The organism is Chryseobacterium sp. G0162, assembly GCF_003815715.1.
GTDB lineage: Bacteria > Bacteroidota > Bacteroidia > Flavobacteriales > Weeksellaceae > Chryseobacterium.
This window is the reverse complement of record NZ_CP033922.1, coordinates 598,936-620,510: the sequence shown is the minus strand read 5'-3', so window position 1 is coordinate 620,510 and position 21,575 is coordinate 598,936. Positions and strand designations below refer to the sequence as shown.

At 35.4% G+C, this 21,575-nt stretch carries 17 protein-coding genes; 8 read left to right on the top strand and 9 right to left on the bottom strand.

Annotated elements, in window-relative coordinates:
- Positions 1-5 precede the first annotated feature (5 nt).
- Both def and EG344_RS02945 read right to left on the bottom strand, forming a co-directional pair.
- Positions 6-587, bottom strand: a complete 582-nt coding sequence (gene def / locus EG344_RS02950) for a peptide deformylase (RefSeq protein WP_123908213.1) — start codon at positions 585-587, stop codon at positions 6-8.
- A gap of 56 nt (positions 588-643) precedes the next feature.
- Positions 644-1,210: a Crp/Fnr family transcriptional regulator gene (locus EG344_RS02945; RefSeq protein WP_123908212.1), complete on the bottom strand. Its 567-nt coding sequence runs from the start codon at positions 1,208-1,210 to the stop codon at positions 644-646.
- A gap of 235 nt (positions 1,211-1,445) precedes the next feature.
- Between EG344_RS02945 and EG344_RS02940 the strand changes: the two genes are divergently transcribed.
- On the top strand, positions 1,446-3,980 hold the full coding sequence (locus tag EG344_RS02940) for a phosphoenolpyruvate carboxylase (RefSeq protein ID WP_123908211.1): 2,535 nt from the start codon (positions 1,446-1,448) through the stop codon (positions 3,978-3,980).
- A 96-nt stretch (positions 3,981-4,076) separates the two neighbouring features.
- Here EG344_RS02940 and EG344_RS02935 read toward each other — a convergent pair whose 3' ends face one another.
- Positions 4,077-5,681, bottom strand: coding sequence for a S8 family peptidase (locus EG344_RS02935; protein WP_123908210.1), 1,605 nt, complete (start codon positions 5,679-5,681; stop codon positions 4,077-4,079).
- An 87-nt stretch (positions 5,682-5,768) separates the two neighbouring features.
- Between EG344_RS02935 and EG344_RS02930 the strand changes: the two genes are divergently transcribed.
- The 4 genes from EG344_RS02930 to EG344_RS02915 all read left to right on the top strand — a co-directional run bounded on the left by EG344_RS02930 (position 5,769) and on the right by EG344_RS02915 (position 9,633).
- Entirely contained in the window at positions 5,769-6,893 is a 1,125-nt protein-coding gene (locus EG344_RS02930) for a DegT/DnrJ/EryC1/StrS family aminotransferase (protein WP_123908209.1), read from the top strand.
- Positions 6,894-7,362: 469 nt separating this feature from the next.
- The gene (galE, locus tag EG344_RS02925; protein WP_123908208.1) at positions 7,363-8,382 is read left to right on the top strand and encodes a UDP-glucose 4-epimerase GalE; all 1,020 of its coding nucleotides are present in this window, start codon (positions 7,363-7,365) and stop codon (positions 8,380-8,382) included.
- Positions 8,383-8,402: 20 nt separating this feature from the next.
- Positions 8,403-9,167: a methyltransferase domain-containing protein gene (locus EG344_RS02920; protein WP_123908207.1), complete on the top strand. Its 765-nt coding sequence runs from the start codon at positions 8,403-8,405 to the stop codon at positions 9,165-9,167.
- 13 nt (positions 9,168-9,180) lie between these two features.
- Positions 9,181-9,633, top strand: coding sequence for an adenylyltransferase/cytidyltransferase family protein (locus tag EG344_RS02915; RefSeq protein WP_123908206.1), 453 nt, complete (start codon positions 9,181-9,183; stop codon positions 9,631-9,633).
- 40 nt (positions 9,634-9,673) lie between these two features.
- Here the strand turns inward: EG344_RS02915 and EG344_RS02910 are convergent, their stop codons facing one another.
- From EG344_RS02910 to pnuC, 5 genes are all read right to left on the bottom strand, one after another.
- Entirely contained in the window at positions 9,674-12,280 is a 2,607-nt protein-coding gene (locus EG344_RS02910; RefSeq protein ID WP_123908205.1) for a TonB-dependent receptor domain-containing protein, read from the bottom strand.
- Positions 12,281-12,413: 133 nt separating this feature from the next.
- Entirely contained in the window at positions 12,414-13,439 is a 1,026-nt protein-coding gene (gene mltG / locus EG344_RS02905; RefSeq protein WP_123908204.1) for an endolytic transglycosylase MltG, read from the bottom strand.
- A gap of 31 nt (positions 13,440-13,470) precedes the next feature.
- The gene (dapF, locus tag EG344_RS02900) at positions 13,471-14,238 is read right to left on the bottom strand and encodes a diaminopimelate epimerase (protein ID WP_123908203.1); all 768 of its coding nucleotides are present in this window, start codon (positions 14,236-14,238) and stop codon (positions 13,471-13,473) included.
- Positions 14,239-14,343: 105 nt separating this feature from the next.
- Positions 14,344-15,012 (bottom strand): hypothetical protein, encoded by a 669-nt coding sequence (locus tag EG344_RS02895; protein ID WP_123908202.1) that lies wholly within the window; start codon positions 15,010-15,012, stop codon positions 14,344-14,346.
- A 4-nt stretch (positions 15,013-15,016) separates the two neighbouring features.
- Positions 15,017-15,688, bottom strand: coding sequence for a nicotinamide riboside transporter PnuC (pnuC, locus tag EG344_RS02890; RefSeq protein WP_123908201.1), 672 nt, complete (start codon positions 15,686-15,688; stop codon positions 15,017-15,019).
- Positions 15,689-15,852: 164 nt separating this feature from the next.
- Between pnuC and EG344_RS02885 the strand changes: the two genes are divergently transcribed.
- From EG344_RS02885 to hemN, 3 genes are all read left to right on the top strand, one after another.
- Positions 15,853-17,373, top strand: coding sequence for an amino acid permease (locus tag EG344_RS02885; RefSeq protein ID WP_123908200.1), 1,521 nt, complete (start codon positions 15,853-15,855; stop codon positions 17,371-17,373).
- A 49-nt stretch (positions 17,374-17,422) separates the two neighbouring features.
- On the top strand, positions 17,423-18,433 hold the full coding sequence (locus EG344_RS02880; RefSeq protein WP_123908199.1) for a WD40/YVTN/BNR-like repeat-containing protein: 1,011 nt from the start codon (positions 17,423-17,425) through the stop codon (positions 18,431-18,433).
- A gap of 259 nt (positions 18,434-18,692) precedes the next feature.
- Positions 18,693-20,051: an oxygen-independent coproporphyrinogen III oxidase gene (gene hemN, locus EG344_RS02875; protein WP_123908198.1), complete on the top strand. Its 1,359-nt coding sequence runs from the start codon at positions 18,693-18,695 to the stop codon at positions 20,049-20,051.
- Between the two features lie 89 nt (positions 20,052-20,140).
- Here hemN and EG344_RS02870 read toward each other — a convergent pair whose 3' ends face one another.
- Positions 20,141-21,520 carry a PQQ-dependent sugar dehydrogenase gene (locus EG344_RS02870; protein ID WP_123908197.1) on the bottom strand — a complete coding sequence of 460 codons (1,380 nt, stop codon included), beginning with the start codon at positions 21,518-21,520 and terminating at the stop codon, positions 20,141-20,143.
- Positions 21,521-21,575 lie beyond the last annotated feature (55 nt).

The following is a 21,575-nucleotide window of genomic DNA, read 5'->3' as shown; positions in this document are numbered from 1 at the left end:
AAAGATTATAAAAATTTCATTGGATACCCTGTTTTAATATTTCCATTGACAATCTTTTTGAGTTTCGACTCTATCATTTTTCTTGTCAGTGATTTTAGGCGATCAATATATAAAACACCCTGTGTATGATCGTACTCATGCTGAATAATTCTAGCCGTTAATCCAGTGAAGGTTTTGGTTTGTTTGATAAAATCCTGATTAAAATATTCGACAGTGATTTTCCAGGGTCTTTCTACCTTTTGAGACAAACCGGGAATACTTAGGCATCCTTCATAATCTTCCCAGGTTTCTTCAGAGGTATCAATAATCCTGGCATTGATAAAAGTTTCTTTAATTCCTTTGTCATTCTTTTCGAAATAAACAAGTTGACTCTCAGTGTCGAGGTTTTCAAAAGTAATCTGGCTGTCAACGATAAAAAGCTGTAAAGGTTTATTGATCTGAGAAGAGGAGAGGCCGCACCCGTTGGAGTTTTCCATGGTTTCCCACATGTTGGTAATCAGGTCCTGGATTTCCGGGCTGTTTTTGTTAATCTGTATACATTTTTGCTTTAAAATGCGATTTCCATAGGCAATAATAGGTAAATTCATTGAAATACTTTTCTGCAAAGTTCAGCAGAAGACGAAAGATATACAATGAACCTATGTTAATTAATGTTTTTGCGGATTCTGCTTAAAGCCTGCGGAGTAATTCCGATGTAAGAAGCAATATATTTCAGAGGGACACGCTGTAGCAGTTCAGGCTGTTCGGTAAATAGCTTTAAATAGCGTTCCTTCGCGGTAAGTTTCAATAAAGAAAGCTCTCTTTTGCTTTTAGCCAGGAAAAGTTTCTCGGAAGCAAAACGCCCTAAATGATTGCCCACATTGGTTTGACTGTAGATTTTCTGTAAATCATCAAAAGAAATTTGCCATACCACTGTTTCGGTAAGTGCCTGCATCTCGTATTCAGAAGGAGTTTGGGTAAGGAAAGAATCATACGCACAAGTAAACTCCTTTTCAAAACTGAAGCTGAAAGTATAGCCATATTCATCATCAGGAATATAAAATCTTACCAATCCGGATTCAATAAAAGACAGAAAGTTTTCCGTATCACCTTGTTGGGTAATGATCTCGTTTTTAGCATACACTTTTCTACGGAAATACCCTGCGATGAATTCCCATTCAGATTCCTGTAGTTTGACGATTTGTTCGTAATATTCTCTGATGTAACCCATTTTCGAAAAATTTTAATACAACTGATAATGTTATATTCAAGTCTTAATTAAAATTCAAAGTTACGAAATGTTTAATTGAAGATATAGATAGAATGATTTATAAATAACTTACTTTCTATGTTTTAAATAAACCGTAATTACCATCACTATTTTTTAATTTTAAGCTTATAATAAAGTTTTTATTTTTTGTCATTTGTCAACTCAACTAATTCCAAAATCGCTTACATTTGTTATTATGAGACACGACCAACGCGCAGAAAAATTCAGGCAGATCGTGGAGAACAAATTCCAGATCTACAATTCATTATTTATGAGCCTGCCCTATGATAAAATGACGAATATCGGGATGTTGCTTCCTTTTCTTTATGAGGAAAGCAAAACCGGCTATGATGCAGGGAAGACCCCCGAAGAAATTGTTGAAGAATTTTTTAAAAACCATACGGATCTACAGAACGAAGAGCAGAAACTTGAACTGCTTTTTAAGATTATCCAATATATAGAAAGACAAGTAGTTTTATTTGATAGTATCGAAGATGCTGCATTTCCAAACCTGCACTCAGAAAGTGATAGTGGAACCGTTACCAATCTTTTTGAACGTTCTTTTCAGGATCATAAAATTGAAAAAGTACGTGAAAAACTAAAAGATTTCAGTGTGAAAGTGGTGTTTACAGCGCATCCAACTCAGTTTTATCCAAGTTCAGTGCAGAGAATCATTCAGGATTTGAGAGGAGCCATTACCAGTGATTCTGTTACACAGATTGATACGCTTTTGCAGCAATTAGGAAAAACTCCTTTTGTGAATAAAGAAAAGCCAACACCTATTGACGAGGCTTTGAGTATTATTTCCTATTTGAGATATGTATATTACGATACCATTGGGGAGCTATTTACCAAAATTAAAAAGACTTTTGGAAATGAACATTTCCATCTGCATGAAGATATTATTCAGCTTGGATTCTGGCCGGGAGGAGATCGTGACGGAAATCCTTTTGTGACAGCAGATGTTACCAAAAGAGTAGCAGAAGAACTTCGCTCAGCAATTCTGAAATCTTATTACAGTCATTTAAAATTTATCAGAAGAAGATTAAGCTTTAGAGGGGTTTCTGAAGTCTTGACAGCGTTGAGTGAGGAGTTGTATGCGGCCATTTTCAACGGAAAGGCCATTACCGCAGAAGCAATTTTAAAGAAAGCCGATGAGACTGAAAAGATATTAATTAATGAGCACAATGCTCTGTTTTTGGATCTTTTAGTAAATTTTAGAGATCGTGTGAAGATTTTCGGAACTCATTTCGCGACGTTGGATATCCGTCAGGATAGTAGAATTCATCAGAAAGTTATTGATGAGGTTTTTGCAAAATTATATGGAAATGAAGAAGCGGATTACGAACAAAAATTCAACAGATTGATTCAGACTTCAGATTTTGTAAATGCAGATGATTTTGAAGACATTGTAAAAGACACCTTATTAACTGTATCTCAGGTTTCTGAAATTCAGAATCTCAACGGATTAAGAGGAATGAACCGTTATATTATTTCTAATTCTGATGCAGTGAAAGATGTAATGAATGTTTATGCCTTCTTTAAGATCTGCAGATATAAGGATGAAGATATCAATATGGATATTGTACCGCTTTTTGAAACTATGGAAGGGCTTGATAATGCAGAATATGTGATGAATGAACTGTATCAGAATCCTGTATATAAAAGACATCTTGAAAGAAGAGGAAATCAACAGACAATTATGTTGGGCTTCTCTGATGGAACTAAAGACGGTGGATATTTAAAAGCTAACTGGGAAATTTATAAAGCTAAAGAAGTTCTGACAAAACTTTCAGAGCAGAATAATATCAAAGTAGTATTTTTTGACGGTAGAGGCGGGCCTCCGGCAAGAGGTGGAGGAAAAACTCACGATTTCTACGCTTCTCAGGGAAAAACAATTGCTAACAATAAAATTGAACTTACGATTCAAGGACAGACCATTACGAGTATTTTTGGAAATAAAGAGCAGGCACAATACAATTTTGAACAGTTATTGACAGCAGGAGTTGAAAATGATGTATTCAAGAATGCTAAAAAAGACCTGACAGAAAAAGAAAGAGCATTGATTATTGAGCTGGCTAATATCAGTTATCAGAAATACTCAGACCTGAAGGCTCATCCAATGTTTGTTCCTTATCTTCAGGAGATGAGTACCTTGGAGTATTATGGGAAAACCAATATCGGAAGCCGTCCATCGAAGAGAGGAAACGGAAGTGAACTGAAGTTTGAAGACTTAAGAGCTATCCCATTTGTGGGTTCATGGTCACAATTGAAGCAGAATGTTCCCGGATTTTTTGGTTTTGGCTATGCCATGCAGAAGATGAAGGAGCAAGGAAGGTTTGAAGAAGTAAGAGAATTGTATAGAGGTTCAGACTTCTTTAAGACCTTAGTGTTGAACTCAATGATGAGTATGAATAAGTCTTACTTCCCGTTAACTTACTACATCAAAAACAATCCTAAATTTGGAGCTTTCTGGAACATCCTTTTCAGTGAATATGAGCTTTCAAAAGAAATCATGTTGGAACTGACAGGTTTCAAAATGCTACAGGAAGAGGACCCGTTATCCAGAAAATCTGTGAAGATCCGTGAGAAGATTGTTCTACCATTGCTAAGCATTCAGCAATATGCCCTGATTAAAATTCAAAAAGGAGAGGGAAATAAAGAAGCTTATGAAAAATTAGTGACAAGATCCTTATTCGGAAACATTAATGCAAGCAGGAACTCAGCTTAAATTATCCTTAATAAAAGGATATTCTTAAGAGTCTATATAAAGAAAAAAAACGGGCTTCAATGCCCGTTTTTAATTTATAATCAGTTCAAAGAGAAGTTATTCCTTTATAAATTTCTCATAATATACTTTATCATTGGTCTGAATTTTCAGATAATAAACTCCTTTTGCAAAATCATCAACCTTTACAGATTTTTGATGGTCTGCTTTTCTTATTAATCTTCCCAGGTTATCATAAATTTCCAGCGAATTGATTTCATTCTCTGATGCAATATTCAGGATGCTTTTAACAGGGTTTGGGAATAGGGCAAATTTCTCTTTTTTAACAATTTCAGAGGTATTGAGAACACTGTTATACAGACTTCCGAAATTTAGAATGCCGTATCCCATTTGATCTGTGTGATTAGGATAAATAGAAGCGGTTTGCCTCAATTTTGTTTTGAGCTGATCTCTATTCATAACGGGAAATGCCTGAAGGAGGCAGGCTACACCTCCGGCAGCAATAGGGGTGGCAAGAGAAGTTCCTGTACTGGTATAAGTTGTATCACCTAAAACAGTGGCTGTAGCTGTTCCTCTTGCGCTTCCGTCCGGCTTAATAACCCCAGCAGAATTAGGACCGAAAGATGAAAATACAGATGTGTTTCCTGAAGAATCCACAGCTCCGATTGTAAATACCTTAGCATTATCTGCCGGGGTCAGAAGATAGTGCCAGGGTTTATCTCCGGAATTTCCTGCTGCAGCCAATACAAAGATTCCTTTTTCAGCGGCAATTCCTGCTCCTCTTGCAATAAATGAGGTGCTCCCGTTCATATCAGCATACGTGTAGCTGTATTGAGGATTGTCATAAACATTATATCCAAGTGAGGTCGTAATAATTTCCACTCCTTTTCTATCTGCTTCTTCAGCGGCTTCAATCCAGTAGAGTTCTTCTTCGGGAATTTCAGCAGCAGAATTTTCACTGCGATACAGGTAGAAATCAGCATCGGGAGCAGAGCCTACAAATATATTTTCCAGATAACCACCTATAGCTCCCAGTACAACAGTGCCATGCGCATTCAGAGATGGATTGTAAATGTCATTGGATTTAGTAACAAAGTCATATCCTCCCTTTATTTTGTTATTGTTTCGTAATCTCAGAAAAGCATTTCCTGTATTTACAGTAGGAAATCCGCTATCAATAACAGCGATAGAAACTCCGGTCCCGGTATAGCCAGCAAGATGTAGCGGTCTTATGTTGACTTGGTCAACCTGCAATTCTCCTGAGCCATATTCAAAATTGGTAAGTGTTTTTTGAGTATCTGTAGTATTTTGCCATTTATTTACAGCCATTGATTTTAATACAGGTCCTCCATTTCGGATAAAACTTTCTACAGAAAGTACAAAAGGCTGTGCTTGTAAAAGGGTGATTTGTGCCGTGGTAGCATTTACAGCGGCTCCATTAAGCCATTTTGAATAATCTGTAACGGTAAATCCCAGATTTTGAAGATTTTGTATGTAAGATTGTTCTATAGGGGCATCTTGATCATTAAGAGATAGACCTAAGGTTGTACGCCTGTTAAGGGATTTTTGGCTAAGTTCAGAAAGAGGATTGGCGTAAAATGCCGCTTTATTAGGCTTATCTTTAAAATAAACAAAAACAAGCTGAGTTTGGGCAAAAGTATAGGAGTAACCTGTTAGGAAACAAAAGAGTAAAATTTTTTTCATATAAATTTTTGTATAAAGATAAAAACAAAATCAATAAAATTTTTGATAGGATTTTAAAATCCTTATTTTTACACAAATAATTTATTTATGAAAAAAATTCAGATGGTTGACTTGCAAAGTCAGTATTACAAAATAAAGAATGATGTAGACAATGCAGTTTTAAATGTAATGGATTCCGCAGCTTTTATCAACGGTCCTGAAGTGAAGTCTTTCCAGAATGAATTGGAGTCTTATTTAGACGTAAAACATGTGATTCCATGTGCTAATGGAACTGATGCATTGCAGATTGCTCTTATGGCGTTGGATCTGAAGGAGGGAGACGAAATAATTACTGCTGATTTTACCTTTGCAGCAACTGTAGAGGTGATTCATCTGCTTAAATTAAAATCAGTTTTGGTAGATGTTGATTATGATACATTTACCATTTCAACAGAGGCTCTGAGAAAGGCAATTACGCCAAAAACAAAGGCCATTATTCCTGTACATATCTTCGGACAGTGTGCGAATATGGAAGAAATCCTGAAAATTGCTGAAGAGCACAATTTATATGTGATTGAAGATAATGCACAAGCAATTGGTGCAGAATATACATTCTCTGACGGAACATCAAAATATGCCGGGACAATGGCAACAGTAGGAACAACTTCTTTCTTTCCTTCCAAAAATCTTGGATGCTACGGTGACGGAGGGGCTATCTTCACCAATAATGATGAACTGGCACACCGTTTAAGAGGAATCGTAAACCATGGAATGTACGAAAGATATTATCATGATGAGGTGGGTGTAAATTCTCGTTTGGATAGTATTCAGGCTGCTGTTTTAAGAAAAAAATTACCACACCTGGATTCATACAACGAAGCGAGAAGAAAAGCAGCTGATTATTATGATGAGGCATTTGCAGGTCACGAAAATATTTTAACGCCGCAGCGATCTGAGAGTTCTACTCATGTATTTCATCAGTATACATTGAGAATTCTGAACGGAAAACGTAATGAGCTTCAGAAATTCCTTACTGAAAAAGAAATTCCTGCAATGATCTATTATCCGGTTGCATTAAGAAAGCAAAAAGCATATTTCCAGGAAAGCAATGCTGCTGATTTTGTGAATACAGATAAGCTTTTGGATCAGGTAATTTCTCTACCAATGCATACTGAATTAGACGAAGAGCAGTTGAAGTATATCACGGATGCTGTACTTGAGTTTATGGGATAAGAGATGCTTCATGATGAGAGAATATTAAAGCATAAGTTTGCTTATTTTTTTGCAATTATTTTTGTCCTTTGCTGGATGATCTTTTTTGCATATAATATGTTTAAAATCTTTGTAATAGGCGCTGGATTGAGAGAAGAGTATAATACATTTAAAATACCAATTTATGTATTGTACTTTTTAATCTTTCCCTTATTGATTATTACATTTGTGAGTATTTTTAAAGAATCAAGAAAAATGTTTACTTACTTAAATATTTCTTTATTCTTAATGATTATTTTTCATGCAATTATTTTTTATGTTAAATATCAAAGAACGACAAATCATGAAACATATTTATTTTTGTATATAGTTTCAAATGTTTTATTTGTTGTAGGCCCAGTAGTCCTGATAAATTATTTTAAACATTATCCCGCAAAAAGCGAAATAGAAGAAATAGGAACACATAATGAGTAAAAAAGAATATTAAAAAATGGCAATACTTGTTACCGGAGGACTTGGATATATTGGTTCTCACACTGTAGTGGAACTTCTTAATAATGACTTTGATGTTGTTATTGTAGACGATCTGTCTAATTCGGAGAGATTTATTTTAAATAATATTGAGGAAATTACAGGTAAGAAACCCGTTTTTTATCCTTTTGATTTGAAGCGTAAAGAACTTCTTAATCAGGTTTTTGACGCTCATAATATTGAGGGTTGTATTAATTTTGCAGCTTTTAAAGCTGTAGGAGAGAGCCAGGTAAAACCTGTAGATTATTACGAAAATAATCTGTTCTCTCTTATTAATATTTTACAAGAATTTAAAGAAAGAGAAATCTCCAACTTTATTTTCAGCTCATCATGTACTGTATACGGACAGGCAGAAGTGATGCCCATTGATGAAAATACTCCTTTGAAAATGCCTGAAAGTGTTTATGGGAAGACCAAGCAAATGGGTGAGGAAATCCTTATCGATTTTGCTAAAGCATATGGCCGTAAAATATCTTTGTTAAGGTACTTTAATCCAATTGGGGCACATCCATCTGCAAAACTTGGAGAGTTGCCAATAGGAATCCCTAATAATCTTGTTCCCTATGTAATGCAGACTGCTTCAGGAGTTCGTGAGAAATTAAGTGTTTGGGGGGATGATTATTCAACAGAAGACGGAACAGCCGTTCGTGATTATATCTATGTTGTAGACTTAGCCAAAGCTCACGTAGCAGCCTTGAAAAGGCTGATGAATGACCAATCTGTTGAAACAGTGATTGATACCTATAATCTGGGGACAGGGAAAGGATCTTCTGTTTTGGAAGTCGTAAAGGCTTTTGAAAATGCAAACGGAGTGGGTGTTCCTTATCAGATCTGTGAAAGAAGAGCAGGTGATATTACGATTGCTTATGCCAATCCTTCTAAAGCAGAAAAAGAGCTTAACTGGAAATCTGAAACATCTCTGGAAGAGTCTTTAAGGACAGTCTGGGAATGGCAGAAATATCTTAATTCGAGAAATTAAACTCATAAAATAGCATCATTATGGCTTGGAATCCTGAAGTATATGACCAATTTAAAGAAGAGCGTTCAGCACCTTTTTTTGATCTGTTAAAGCTTGTAGAATCAAGAACAGGAGTATCTGTTATAGATCTGGGATGTGGAACAGGAGAACTTACCTCAAAACTTTTAGATTATTTGGAAGATTCAAAGGTTTTAGGCATAGATTCCTCTGAAGAAATGCTTGAAAAAGCAGCTCAGTTCAAGACCAGTAGATTGACCTTTGAAAAAAGAAGTATTGAAGAGCAGCTTCATTTGGGAGATACTTATGATTTGATTATTTCCAATGCTGCCATCCAATGGTGTAGCAATCATAAAGAGCTTTTTCCAAGAATCATAAGCAAGATCAAGGAAGGTGGACAGTTGGTAGTGCAGATTCCTTCTAATCACGAATATGTGGTACATCAACTCCTCAGAACAGTTGCAGATACAGAACCCTATAAAAGTGCCTATAATGATTGGAAAAGAGAATATACAGTTTTAACAATTGAAGACTACGCCCGGATATTGTTTGAAAGTAAAGGAAGAGAAATTACGGTATATGAGAAAGTATTTCCTCATATTCTTAAAGATGCAGAAGCTGTATATACCTGGGCTTCCGGAACAGCAATGCTTCCTTATATAGAAAGGCTTCCTAACGAATTGAAAGAAGAATTTAAAAACGATTATAAACAACAATTACAAAACACCTTCCCTGAATCACCGGTCTTTTATCCATTTAAGAGAACGTTTATTTCAGCGAAATTTTAATTTTAACATTAATATGAAGACACAAAGAATAGGTATTACATTTTCCTCATTTGATTTATTACATGCTGGGCATATCAAAATGCTTGAAGAAGCAAAAACAGTGTGTGATTATCTGATTGTTGGTCTGCAGATTGATCCATCCCATGACAGACCCAATAAGAACAGGCCAAGCCAAACAATAGTTGAACGTTATATTCAACTAAAAGCAGTAAATGCTGTAGATGAAATTATCCCTTACTATACAGAAGAAGACTTGCTGGATATCTTAAAATCATTTGTAATCGACATAAGAATCATTGGTGATGATTATATGGACAGAGATTTTACAGGTAAGCAATACTGTGAAGAAAAGGGAATTGAAATTTTTTATAACAAAAGAGATCACAGGTTTTCCACCAGCGACTTAAGAAAAAGGATCTACGAAGCTGAAAAAGAAAAAGCAGAAAGAGCAGAACCAGTAAAATAAAATTAAAAGCCCCGAAATTTAAATTTCGGGGCTTTTTGTATTACATTGGACCTTGTTGGTCATCTTTATTTTCATTGGAGTTAATATCCTTTTTCCTTTTAGGTTGTTCTATTTTCTCACCTTGTTTGAATCTATAGGTTAAAGAGATAGAAAACTGTCTTGGCTGCCATTGCATAAAGCTGCTTCGGGTATAGTCACTAGTGTAATTAAATACTTCCATACCTCTTGTATTAAAGATATCCTGAATATTGAAAGTAATAGTTCCGTCTCCTTTCCATATCGTTTTGGAAGCCCCAAAGTTTAGAGCATACATATCTTTTCTGTCCTGGTTTACCGTTTTCTGTCCTCCTCTGTAGAACCCTTGCAATTGTACACTTAACGTTTTATCCAGTCTGAAGGTTGTATTAAGACGTAACCTTGTAGAGAAGCCACTACCTGTAAAGTCTAATGTTCTTGTCTGGGCTAAGCCATCTCTATCTATTGTAGCGTAAGAAGTGATTCCTGTAGTTTTGTATCTGAATATATCCGCACTACCCATGATTTTGAACCATGCAAAAGGATCATAGGTAAAGTTCAGATCCAAACCTATACGATCATCATTACCCAGGTTTTCCGGTTTTGTATAGAATACCGTTTGTCTTTCATCCGGTCTGTAGACTAACATTTTCGTATCTTCTGTGGCATGTCTGTAATACAAAGTAGGGTTCAGGGTGAACTTCTTCTTTGTAAGGTTATAACCTACTTCATAAGAATCTACATAGGATGGATTTAAATCAATATTTCCCGCAAAAATATTCTGGTTATTGACATAATTTGAGAAAGGAACCATAAAGAATGATCTTGGTCTGTCTATCCTGCGCGAATAGTTCACTAAGATCTGATTATTTTTAGCAATATCATAGCTTAAGAATACACTTGGAAATAAATTATTGTAATTCTTGGTTTTATCAATTGGGGGTGTGTTTGGATTTTGGCTGATATAATTGATCTTAACATTGGAAACCTCGTCTCTTAATCCTACCTGGTAGGCAAAGCTTCCAATTTTACTTTTAAATTGTAAATAGAACGCATTGAACATTTCCTTATAGTCTGTATTATTATTATAATCTAAAATAAAAGGATTATTAGATGTCGTGCTTACAAAATTATCATAGGTATTGTTATTAATATCCAATCTGTAACCAGCTTCAAGTTTGGAATTTTCACCGATTGGTAATTCATAGTCTGCTTTTCCTATCACGGTTTTACTTACAGAATGTCTTCTTGTAATATCTTGTACAGAAAGAACATGGTCTACACTTTCTTGGATGTCACCATTGTTATTGCTTCTGTTTCTCTGTAAACTTAATGATACGGATAAATTCTGACCTTTATCATCAAACTTATGATCCAAACCTACATCTCCCTGGAAAGCAAGATTGTTAAATATCGTCTTAGAATCCCTCAAAGTGTAAGTATTCATAGGTTTCCAGAGGTTTGATGTATCTCCTGTATATTTATAAAAGGAGTCGTAAGTATTGACAAGTTCATTTCCGTCACCTTCAAAAGTTCTCACCAATCCTGTTAAATTAACAGAGGTCTTATCAGAAATATCATATACAAAACCGGCACTTACGTTATAGTTTTTATTATATGTTTTATTGGTGGAATTTTGAAGCTGGTGAGCAGGGATCGTAGGAATTTGATCTATTCCTGCCTGGGTAGTGGGAATAGGATCTATTTTCGGGAAAGTGATATTATGGTAAGTCGTTTCAGAATTACTTTTGGTTTTATTTTCGGTATAACCACCACCACCGTTTACAAACCAGGTCCAGTTGTTTTTTCTCCAGCTTAAATTAGTGTTAAGAGAGGTTCTCGGAAAGTATCCAAGACTACCGACTACACTACCATTAAATCCTACTTTTTTGCTCTTTTTAAGAATAATATTTAAAATACCGGAGGTTCCACTTGCTTCAAATTTTGAAGAAGGGTTGGTAATGACTTCAATTCTCTCAATTTGGTCAGCGGGAATACTCTGCAAAGCATTTGCTCCATCATCAATACCCAATAGGGAAGAAGGCTTACCGTTGATTAGGAATTTTACGTTTGAACTTCCTCTCATAGAAACAGTTCCGTCTGTATCTACTGTAACTGATGGTACATTGGTAAGAACATCCTGAAGACTTCCTCCTTTACTCACAATATCCTGAGAAGGATCATAGGTTTTTTTATCCAGTTCTACTTTATAAGGTTTCGCTGCGGAAGCAGTAATAACAACACCTTGCAGTTCCTGTGTCTTTCCATCTAATGTAGTGGCAGCTTCAGGCTCAATAGATAATGCACCAATATTTCCGGCTCCGGTAATATTTTTGTTGATGCTGCTTTTTTTGTAATCAATAGCTTCTACAGCAATATCATAACTTCCAGGAGTAAGTTGTAGTTTATATTGTCCCTTTTCATCCGTCAATACTGCATCGCTTAATGATTTGTTGGCTTTGTTGCTAAAGGTTACAGAGGCATAAGGTACCGGCTGGTTTTTCTTATTGACAATGGTTCCTGAAACATCAGCCTTCTCCTGAGCAAAAGCCATAGCAGCTGCGGAGAGTACTAAAGTAAGTCCTAGTGTTTTTCTGGTGAAAATATTGACAATTTCTGTCTTATTCTTCATAGGTTATTTTTTTGTATAAAATCGTGAAAGGATAACCCTTAATATGTTGAAAATTAATATTTATTTGATTTTCAATATATTATGATTTAATTATTGTTTCTTAATCTATAAAATTATGGTGTCTGCTAAAAGCTTATTTTATATTTTTTGAATTGAGCCAGTCCTGATAAGCTTTTGCATTTACAGCATGTTCTTCCGCACTTGCTGTAAACTTATGATATCCAAATCTTGCAGGATCTGCACACATAAATATATAATTGTTGTTTTCTGCATTTAAAACAGCATCTACTGAATTCTTATCCACTACGCAAATTGGCCCTGGAGGAATTCCCGCATTGGCGTAAGTGTTGTATGGAGATGGAGTAGACAGGTGTTTATATAATACTCTTTTGATTGATTCTTTAAAATTCGTCTGTTTATTGATCGCATAGATTACGGTAGGATCAGATTGAAGTTTCATCCCTTTTCTATAGCGGTTTAAATATAAACCTGCAATAGTTTTCATCTCGTCTTTCTTTCCTCCTGATTCTTTATATACAATAGACGCAAGAGCATAAACCTGTTCTCTTGACAGTCCGGATTGTTGTTCTTTATTTTTCCTTTCACTGGTCCAGAACTCATTGTACTGGTCTTCAAATTTTGAGAAAAACTCTCTTGGGCTTACAGTCCAGAAAAAATTATAAGTATCAATGAAGAAATACTTCTTTAGATCTTCAACATTTTTATATCCTTTTTGCTGTGCTACCACATCAAGATCATTGACAAAATGAAGGGAGTCCAGTTCTGTTTTTTTGGTAACTTTTCCAATCATTTGGTACATATCTCCAAAATCTCCGATTCTGAATGAGTTTGCTGACTGGTTACCTGCTTTAATCATATTAACAAGGTCCGTATTTCCTTTTCCGCTTTGGATGTGATAGCGCCCTGCCTTGAAATTGGCAGCAAGACCTTTATCTTTAGCGACTGTTTCAAAAGATTCACGGTCTTTAATGTAGGGAGCAATAGAATCCATGATCTGATTCATGTTCGCCTTATGAGGGATCAAAACATAACCCTCCTTTTCTACATTGTTTCCAAAATATTTATTATAAAATCTCAAACCAAAAAATCCTGCTACTACAAAAACGAGCAGAATGATAATGAGAATAGCTTTTTTCATTCCTATATTATTGATTAAAAGTTTTTTGATTTTAAAGAAGCTCTACCTTCCCTTTAAAAACTTGCTTTGCAGGACCTTCCAGCCAGATATTACAGAAAGAATCATTATTTTTTTCAGCATATACCTTAAGATTTCCGCCCAGCGTTTTAACTTTTACGGAAGTTAGATTGTCTTTTTGAAGAAAAGTTAAAGCAGAAGCTGTAACTCCTGTTCCACAACTGTAAGTTTCGTCCTCAACTCCTCGTTCATAGGTTCTTACAAAAATTTCATTATCAGAAATTTTTTCTACAAAGTTGACATTGATCCCTTTTTCTTTATAATTTTCTGAATTTCTGATCCCATGTCCTTGAGTATAGACATCATAATCGGCAAGATTTTCTACATATTTTACATAATGAGGAGAGCCTGTGTTCAAAACAGCATCACTTCCGTCATAAGAAATGGAGTCTACATCAATCATTTTTAATTTAATGATCCCGTTATGAATTTCTGCGTCATGTTCACCGTCTATCGCCATGAACTTACACTTGTCTTCAAAAACGTCAAGGAAAAAAGCAAAAGCGACAAGACATCTTCCGCCATTTCCACACATTGTGCTTTCTCCGCCATCAGAATTATAGTATACCATTTTAAAATCATAATCAGGATCGTTTTCCAAAAGGATAAGTCCGTCGGCACCTATTCCGAAACGTCTGTCACATAATTTTTCAATAATTTTTTTATCTTTAGGAAACTGAAGGTCACGGTTATCTACCATTACAAAGTCATTTCCCGTTCCCTGATATTTATAAAATTCCATATTGTTTTTTGTCTAAATGAAGAAACAAAATTAATATATTTAAAATGAAAAACGAACAGTGTTAACTGTTCGTTTCCTTATTTATAATCGTTATTTATAATTAATCTATCTAAAGCCACCACTGTTCTGTTGTCTGTTTGAATTAGAGTTTGAATTTGTGTTTTGGCTGCTGCTTGAGTTGTTTCTAAAACCTCCACTTGAGGATTCTGATCTTGTGCTACCCGTACTTTCTGAATTTCTGAAACCACCCGAATTTGAATTGGAACTTGAACTTCTGTTTTCAAAACCGTTTTGAGTTCTGAATCCACCACTGCTTTGATTATTCCTATTTCCTTGGTTATTTTGATTTCCTTGGTTGTTCTGATAACCACTGTTTGGATTTCTGAATCCGCCACGATATCCACTATTGTTATTGGAGTTTCCGTTATTGTATCTTCCGTTATTGGAACCGTTATTACGGAAACCATTATTAGGTCTTTGTGAAGTAACCGTAGTTCTTCTTTCTACATATACTTTTCTTCTGGAGTTATTATAATTGTCATAATAGTAAGGAGCACCATTATCATAGTAGTAATTAATATTGTTTCTATAATAATAGCCGTCATTACCATAATATCCGCCACTACCATAATATCCTGAAGGAGCATAGTAATATCCATTGTTATAATATGGGTCACCGTAGCCATTGCTGCCATACCCATCTGTATATGCCATACAAGATGTTAATGTACTTATTGCAAAGATACTAACTGCTATTTTTAATAAATTTTTCATAACTTTATTGTACTTTTTTTTCTTTAAAACTTTTTTTCCAATTAAGGTATCCTAAGATAGCCATTATAGTAAATACCAAATATTGAACCGAAGTGATGCCAAGCCCCTTAAAAATCATCATAGGGATGCAAATAAGATCTCCAATAATCCAGAAAATCCAGTTCTCAATGCGTTGTTTGGCCATAAACCACATTCCTACTAAAAATATTGAAGTGGTGAAAACATCCATCCAATTTGCCCAATCCAAATGATATAATCCGAGATTGGTTCCTTTCATTGAAAAATGATTGTCAATATAAGGTTTATAATAATAAATAAGAGTAACCAATGCCAGGCTCAGGATAAAAAGGATGGATGCGTAATACCATTCCTTTTTTGTAGCCCATGTAACATCCACATGGATATGATCTTCTGAATTTTTAGCCCATAATATCCAGCCATAGACACTCATCACAGTATAATAAACATTGATAAGACAGTCACCTAATAACCCGAAGTTAAAAAGAATATATACATAGATCAGGGTTGAAATAATGCCTGTAGGATATACCCATATATTTTTCTTAATTGAAAAATATACGCTCATAGTTCCGAAAATAGCACCTGATGCTTCAAGCATAATCTGTAAGGAATCATAGCTTTCGTAAGGCTTTACAAAAAGATCATATAAATTCATGCGATCAAAAATAAACAAAAATATGGACTTTTTAAAATGAATTAAATAATATGTTGCTCAGGTTTTTAAAGACTTAATGTAAAATAAATGATGAAAGTTTAACGATAAACGTGAGGATTCCTAAATTTTTTATATTTTCGTAAATCCTTAATAAATAAAAAAACATGTCGAAAATTTGGGTTAAGAAACCACTAAGTGCCTATGAGGCAGATATGAAGAAAAGTGAGCTGAAGAAGGTCCTTGGAAAATGGAGTTTAACAGCAATAGGAGTAGGTGCTATCATTGGAGGTGGAATCTTTGTTCTTACAGGAACAGGAGCCTATTATCATGCAGGACCAGCGCTTGCAATCTCCTTTATTATTGCAGGAATTGCCTGCGTTTTTGCAGCATTATGCTATGCGGAGTTTGCCTCCATTATTCCTGTTGAAGGATCTGCGTATGCCTATGCGTATGGTACAGTAGGCGAAATTTTTGCGTGGGCAATGGGATGGTGTCTCATCCTGGAGTATGCCATGGCCAGTATGGCCGTTTCTGTGAGTTGGTCCGGATATTTTACCAAATTTTTGAAGATTTTTAATATTCATTTGCCGGCTTATCTTACCTCGGATCCTGCAAGTTATACAGGAAGCGGTTTTTCTATGAACCTGCCTGCATTTATTCTTGTTCTTTTGATTACAGCCTTATTGGTAAAAGGTACTAAAGAAGCTGCCGGAGCTAACAACCTGATCGTTTTAATGAAAACTTCAGCTGTAATTTTTGTAGTTATTGCAGGAGCTTATATTATTTTTTCGAATAGCGATCTTTACAATGCTGTGGATGGTGTGAAAAACTGGAATCCTTTTATTCCGGATCAGGTTACGATCAAAAACTCTGAGGGAGATATGGTTTCAGCATATGGTATCCAGGGAATTATTTCTGGAGCTGCCGCTATTTTCTTTGCCTATATCGGATTCGATGCTGTTTCCACTCAGGCGGGAGAGGCAATCAATCCTAAAAAAGATGTACCGTTTGCAATCATCGCTTCATTATTAATCTGTACAGCTTTATATATCTGTGTATCTCTTGTATTAACTGGGATGATGCATTATACAGATTTTAACCCGAATGGAAAATATCCGGATGCCATTAAAGCACCTGTAGCCTATGCATTTGAAATTGCAGGAAAACATTGGGCAAGTAATATTGTAACGATTGCTGCTACTGTAGGATTAATTTCTGTAGTAATGGTAATGATGATGGGACAATCCAGAATCTTTATCGGTATGTCAAAGGATGGTTTGATTCCTAAATTCTTTGGTGAACTTCATCCAAAAACAAAAACGCCTTATAAAGGAATTATTTTATTGGGAATTATTGTGGCACTTATTGCAGCATTTACCCCTATTTCCACTTTGGCGGATATGACGAGCTTCGGAACTTTATTTGCATTTACATTGGTTTGTATTGCTGTTTGGGTAATGAGAAAGAAAGAACCTAATTTGATCAGACCTTTCAAAGTTCCTGCATATAAAATTGTAGTAGGATTAGGAGTAATTATCAACCTATATCTTATTTATAACCTGAGTGATCATGCAAAAGAACTTTCCGGAGGTTGGTTATTGTTAGGTGGAATTGTTTATTTCCTTTATGGTAAAAGAAACAGTAAGCTTAACAATCCTGAGAAATATCAAAAAGATGAACTATAATATAAACCGCTTCGGCGGTTTTTTTTGTAAATAACCAATAAATAGAGATATGAAAAAGATTTTTTCCATTGGATTCCTATCCTTAGGAATGCTAGCGTTTTCCCAACAGGTGGAAAGCATTAAAACAATATTTACGGATAAAATAAGCATCAGAGCTCTTGAACTCTATGATCATAAAGTTTGGTATAGCGGTTCAGACTCCAAATTCGGTTTTGTAGATCTTAAGGATACGAAGAATCAAAAACAAGTTAAGCTTTCTGATGAAAAGCTTGAGTTCAGAACTCTTGCACAGGATAAAACGTCATTCTATGCCATTAATATTGTAAGCCCAGGCCGTTTCTTCAGGATTGATAAAAAAGATTTGAAATCACAGATTATTTTTACAGACTCTGCAAAAACAGCATTTTATGATGCTTTGCATTTTGTAAATGATAAATTGGCGTATGCTTTCAGTGATGCAGACAGTGACCAGTTATTAAAATTAGCAGTCTATAAAGAGGGTAAATGGGGAATGTTTAAAAATACTTTAAAACTGAATGATGGTGAAGCGGCTTTTGCAGCCAGTAATACCAATATTTCTTCTACAAAAAAATATGTATGGATTGCTACAGGGGGTAAAGCTTCAAGAATCTTAAGATTGAATCTTAAGAATGAAAAACTGGAAGTTTTCAAAACACCATTTATTCAGGGAGAATCATCACAGGGAATGTATTCCATTGATTTCAGTGATGACCAGTTTGGAATTGCAGTAGGTGGAGATTATACGAAGCAGGGAGCTAATGTCAATAATATTGCTACCACTCATGATGGCGGAGAAACCTGGCAGATTCAGGCTTCAGGTCAGAATGCAGGTTATATGACTTGTGTGAAAATTAAGCCAGGTTCAAAAGGGAAAGAGATTGTTGCAGTAGGAGATCAGCATGTCAGTTACTCTTCAGATTTTGGAAAAACATGGAAGAAAATTTCTGAGGAAAAAGGACTGTATGTCTGTCAGTGGATTGACAAAAATAGAGTGGTTTTTGCGGGGAAGGATAGGATTGTGGAAATGAAAATAAAATAAAATTTTTATCATTAAATCATAAAAAAGGTTCAGTTTTATTTTTTAGGGATAATGATTCATTATTCATATCAAAAAAATAAATGAAACTAATAGAATTTATCATTACTTCTCTAACAGGTTTAAATAGTGTATTTAGACTCATTCTAAACTATAACCTAATATAATTCATAGGTAAAAATTCATAACTAATGGTTAATTTTGTAGGATGGAATTTTAATAATGTTAAATTTCCCCACCTTATAAAATTTTATTTTTCAAAATGAACTCTTTAATAGATAAATATAATATCCCCGGACCCCGTTACACTTCTTATCCTACCGTTCCTTATTGGGATGATTCTACATTTTCACCAGAAGGATGGAAGGAGAGCGTAATCAGGTCATTTCATGAAACGAATGCAGAGGAGGGGATTTCTATTTATATTCATTTGCCTTTCTGCGAGGCGTTATGTACATTCTGTGCATGTCATAAGCGTATTACCAAACAACATAGTGTTGAAATTCCCTATCTGGAAAGTGTTTTAAAGGAATGGAAACTTTACCTGGAGCTTTTTAATGAAAAACCAAAATTAAAGGAATTACACCTTGGTGGTGGTACTCCTACGTTTTTCTCTCCTGAAAATTTAAAAACATTGTTGGAAGGAATTTTTACTACTGTAGAGATTGCAGAACATCCGGAATTTTCATTTGAAGGGCACCCGAATAATACTACGAAGGAACACCTTCAGACTTTATATGATCTTGGTTTCAGAAGAGTGAGCTTCGGTGTTCAGGATTATGATCCTAAAGTACAGAAAGCGATCAACAGAATTCAGCCTTTTGAAAACGTGAAAAATGTAACGGAATGGGCTAAGGAAATTGGTTACAGAGGAATCAGTCACGATTTGGTATTTGGGCTTCCACATCAAACCTGGGAAGCAATGGAACATACCATCAGAAAAACGATGGAGCTGAAGCCGGATAGACTCGCATTTTACTCTTACGCTCATGTTCCATGGGTAAAAGGAGTAGGGCAGAGAGGTTTTGATGAAAATGATCTTCCAAGTGGAGAAGAAAAACGCCGTTTATATGAAGATGGTAAAAAACTGCTTCAGGATTTAGGCTATATTGAGGTAGGAATGGATCACTTCTCTTTAGAGCATGATGATTTATACCAATCTCTAATCCATAAAAAACTTCACAGAAATTTTATGGGGTATACTTCAAGCAATACCCAGCTGATGGTAGGACTTGGAATGTCTGCTATTTCAGATTCTTGGTATGCTTTTGCCCAGAATGTGAAGACGGTAGAAGAATATCAGACGATGGTGGAAGAAGGTAAAATTCCTGTTGTGAAAGGACACGTTCTGAATGAAGAAGATTTGATTGTAAGAAGACATATTTTAAATCTGATGTGTCAACTTGAAACGACTTTTACGATAGACAATTCTTTCCCTGAACTTGATAATGCATTAGATATGCTGAAGGAAATGGAAAATGATGGATTGGTAGAGATTTCAGGTAAAGAAATTAAAATTACAGAAGCGGGGAGAGCTTTCACCCGAAACGTAGCAATGGTTTTCGACCTCAGAATGATGAGAAATAAACCGGAAACGAGAATATTCTCCATGACAATATAAAATAAAAAGCGATTCAAAACTGAATCGCTTTTTATTGGCTTTGATTTTTAGCTTAGAATAGCAAGTTCAAATAGATTTTTATCAGTTGTTTACTTGATGATTAATTTCTGGCTGTAAGACTTTAAATTCCCTGATTTCAGATTGATAAAGTAAACCCCGGAAGGTAAACCGGAAATATCAATGCCTTTACCACTTGTGATCTTATCTGTTTCCAGTACTTTTCTTCCTTCTGCATTGATAAGTTCCAGTGTCACATTTTTATCTTTGATTCCATCAATAAAGATTTCTTTGGAGGCTGGATTAGGATAAATTTTTAGGGCATTTGAAAGATTGTTTTCGTTGGTACCTAATGTCCCTGTTGTAATTTTGAAAATTTTCCCGCTCTCCACTCCTGCTACATAAAGTTCTTTTTGAGAATCTTGTCCAAAGGAGGAGAAACCGTTTCCGCTGTAGGCAGCTGTCCATGTGATAGAATTATCAGTACCCAGAATACCAATTTGATTGGAACAGTAGTCTGCAAAGAAATATTTTCCCTGAAGTGAAGGATATTGAGTTCCTCTGTACACATAACCACCCGTGATGGAACATTTGCCTCCGGAATGATCGTAGACAGCGATAGGAAATGTCATTGATGACTGAGCTGGGCATCCTGTTGTAGTGTTATAAGCATTATTTCCTTCATAGCAGCGCCATCCATAATTGATCCCGGCCTGTGTGATAGGCATTTTGTTGATTTCTTCAATAGCTCCCTGGCCTACGTCGGCAATCATAGCATTTCCTGTGGAAAGATCAAATGAAAATTTCCAGGCATTTCGAAGTCCGTATGCCCAAATTTCATCTGCTCCATCAACTCCTGCTCCTGCAAAAGGATTGTCAGAAGGGATATTATATGGAACCGGATCTGCAGCATCCACATCTATTCTCAGCATCTTTCCGAGAAGAGAATTCTTGTTTTGAGCATTATTATTGGGATCACCACTACTTCCTCCATCTCCTGTTATGATCCATAGCTTTCCATCAGGAGCAAAATGAATACTTCCTCCATTATGGTTGGCAAATGGTTTGGGAATGTTCAGTAGGATTTTTTCAGAATTGGGATCTGCTACATTGGGATCTGTGGTGCTTACTTTATACCTTGCGGTTACAACATTTCCTGCTGTGTTATTGTAATACACAAAAAAATACCCATTGGTTGAGTATTGTGGATGGAAGGCTAGTCCTAAAAGTCCTCTTTCCCCTCCATATAGAATTTTTGATGAAATATTCAGAAAGTTAGTCGGATTAATGGCTCCATTGGGTTGGATAATCTTTATCATACCGTTCTGCTGAACAACGAATATCCGGCTGTCATTGACATTCGTAATCTCTACCGGGCTAGTTAATCCGGTGGCAAATTCTTCTAGATTAATGCTTTGAGCATTAAGAATTAAAGAAGAAAAGATACTTAAGGTAAAAAGTAAATTTTTCATAATATTGTGATAATTAGTGTATTGAAGTATGAATGAAAATTTTATACCAATTAAA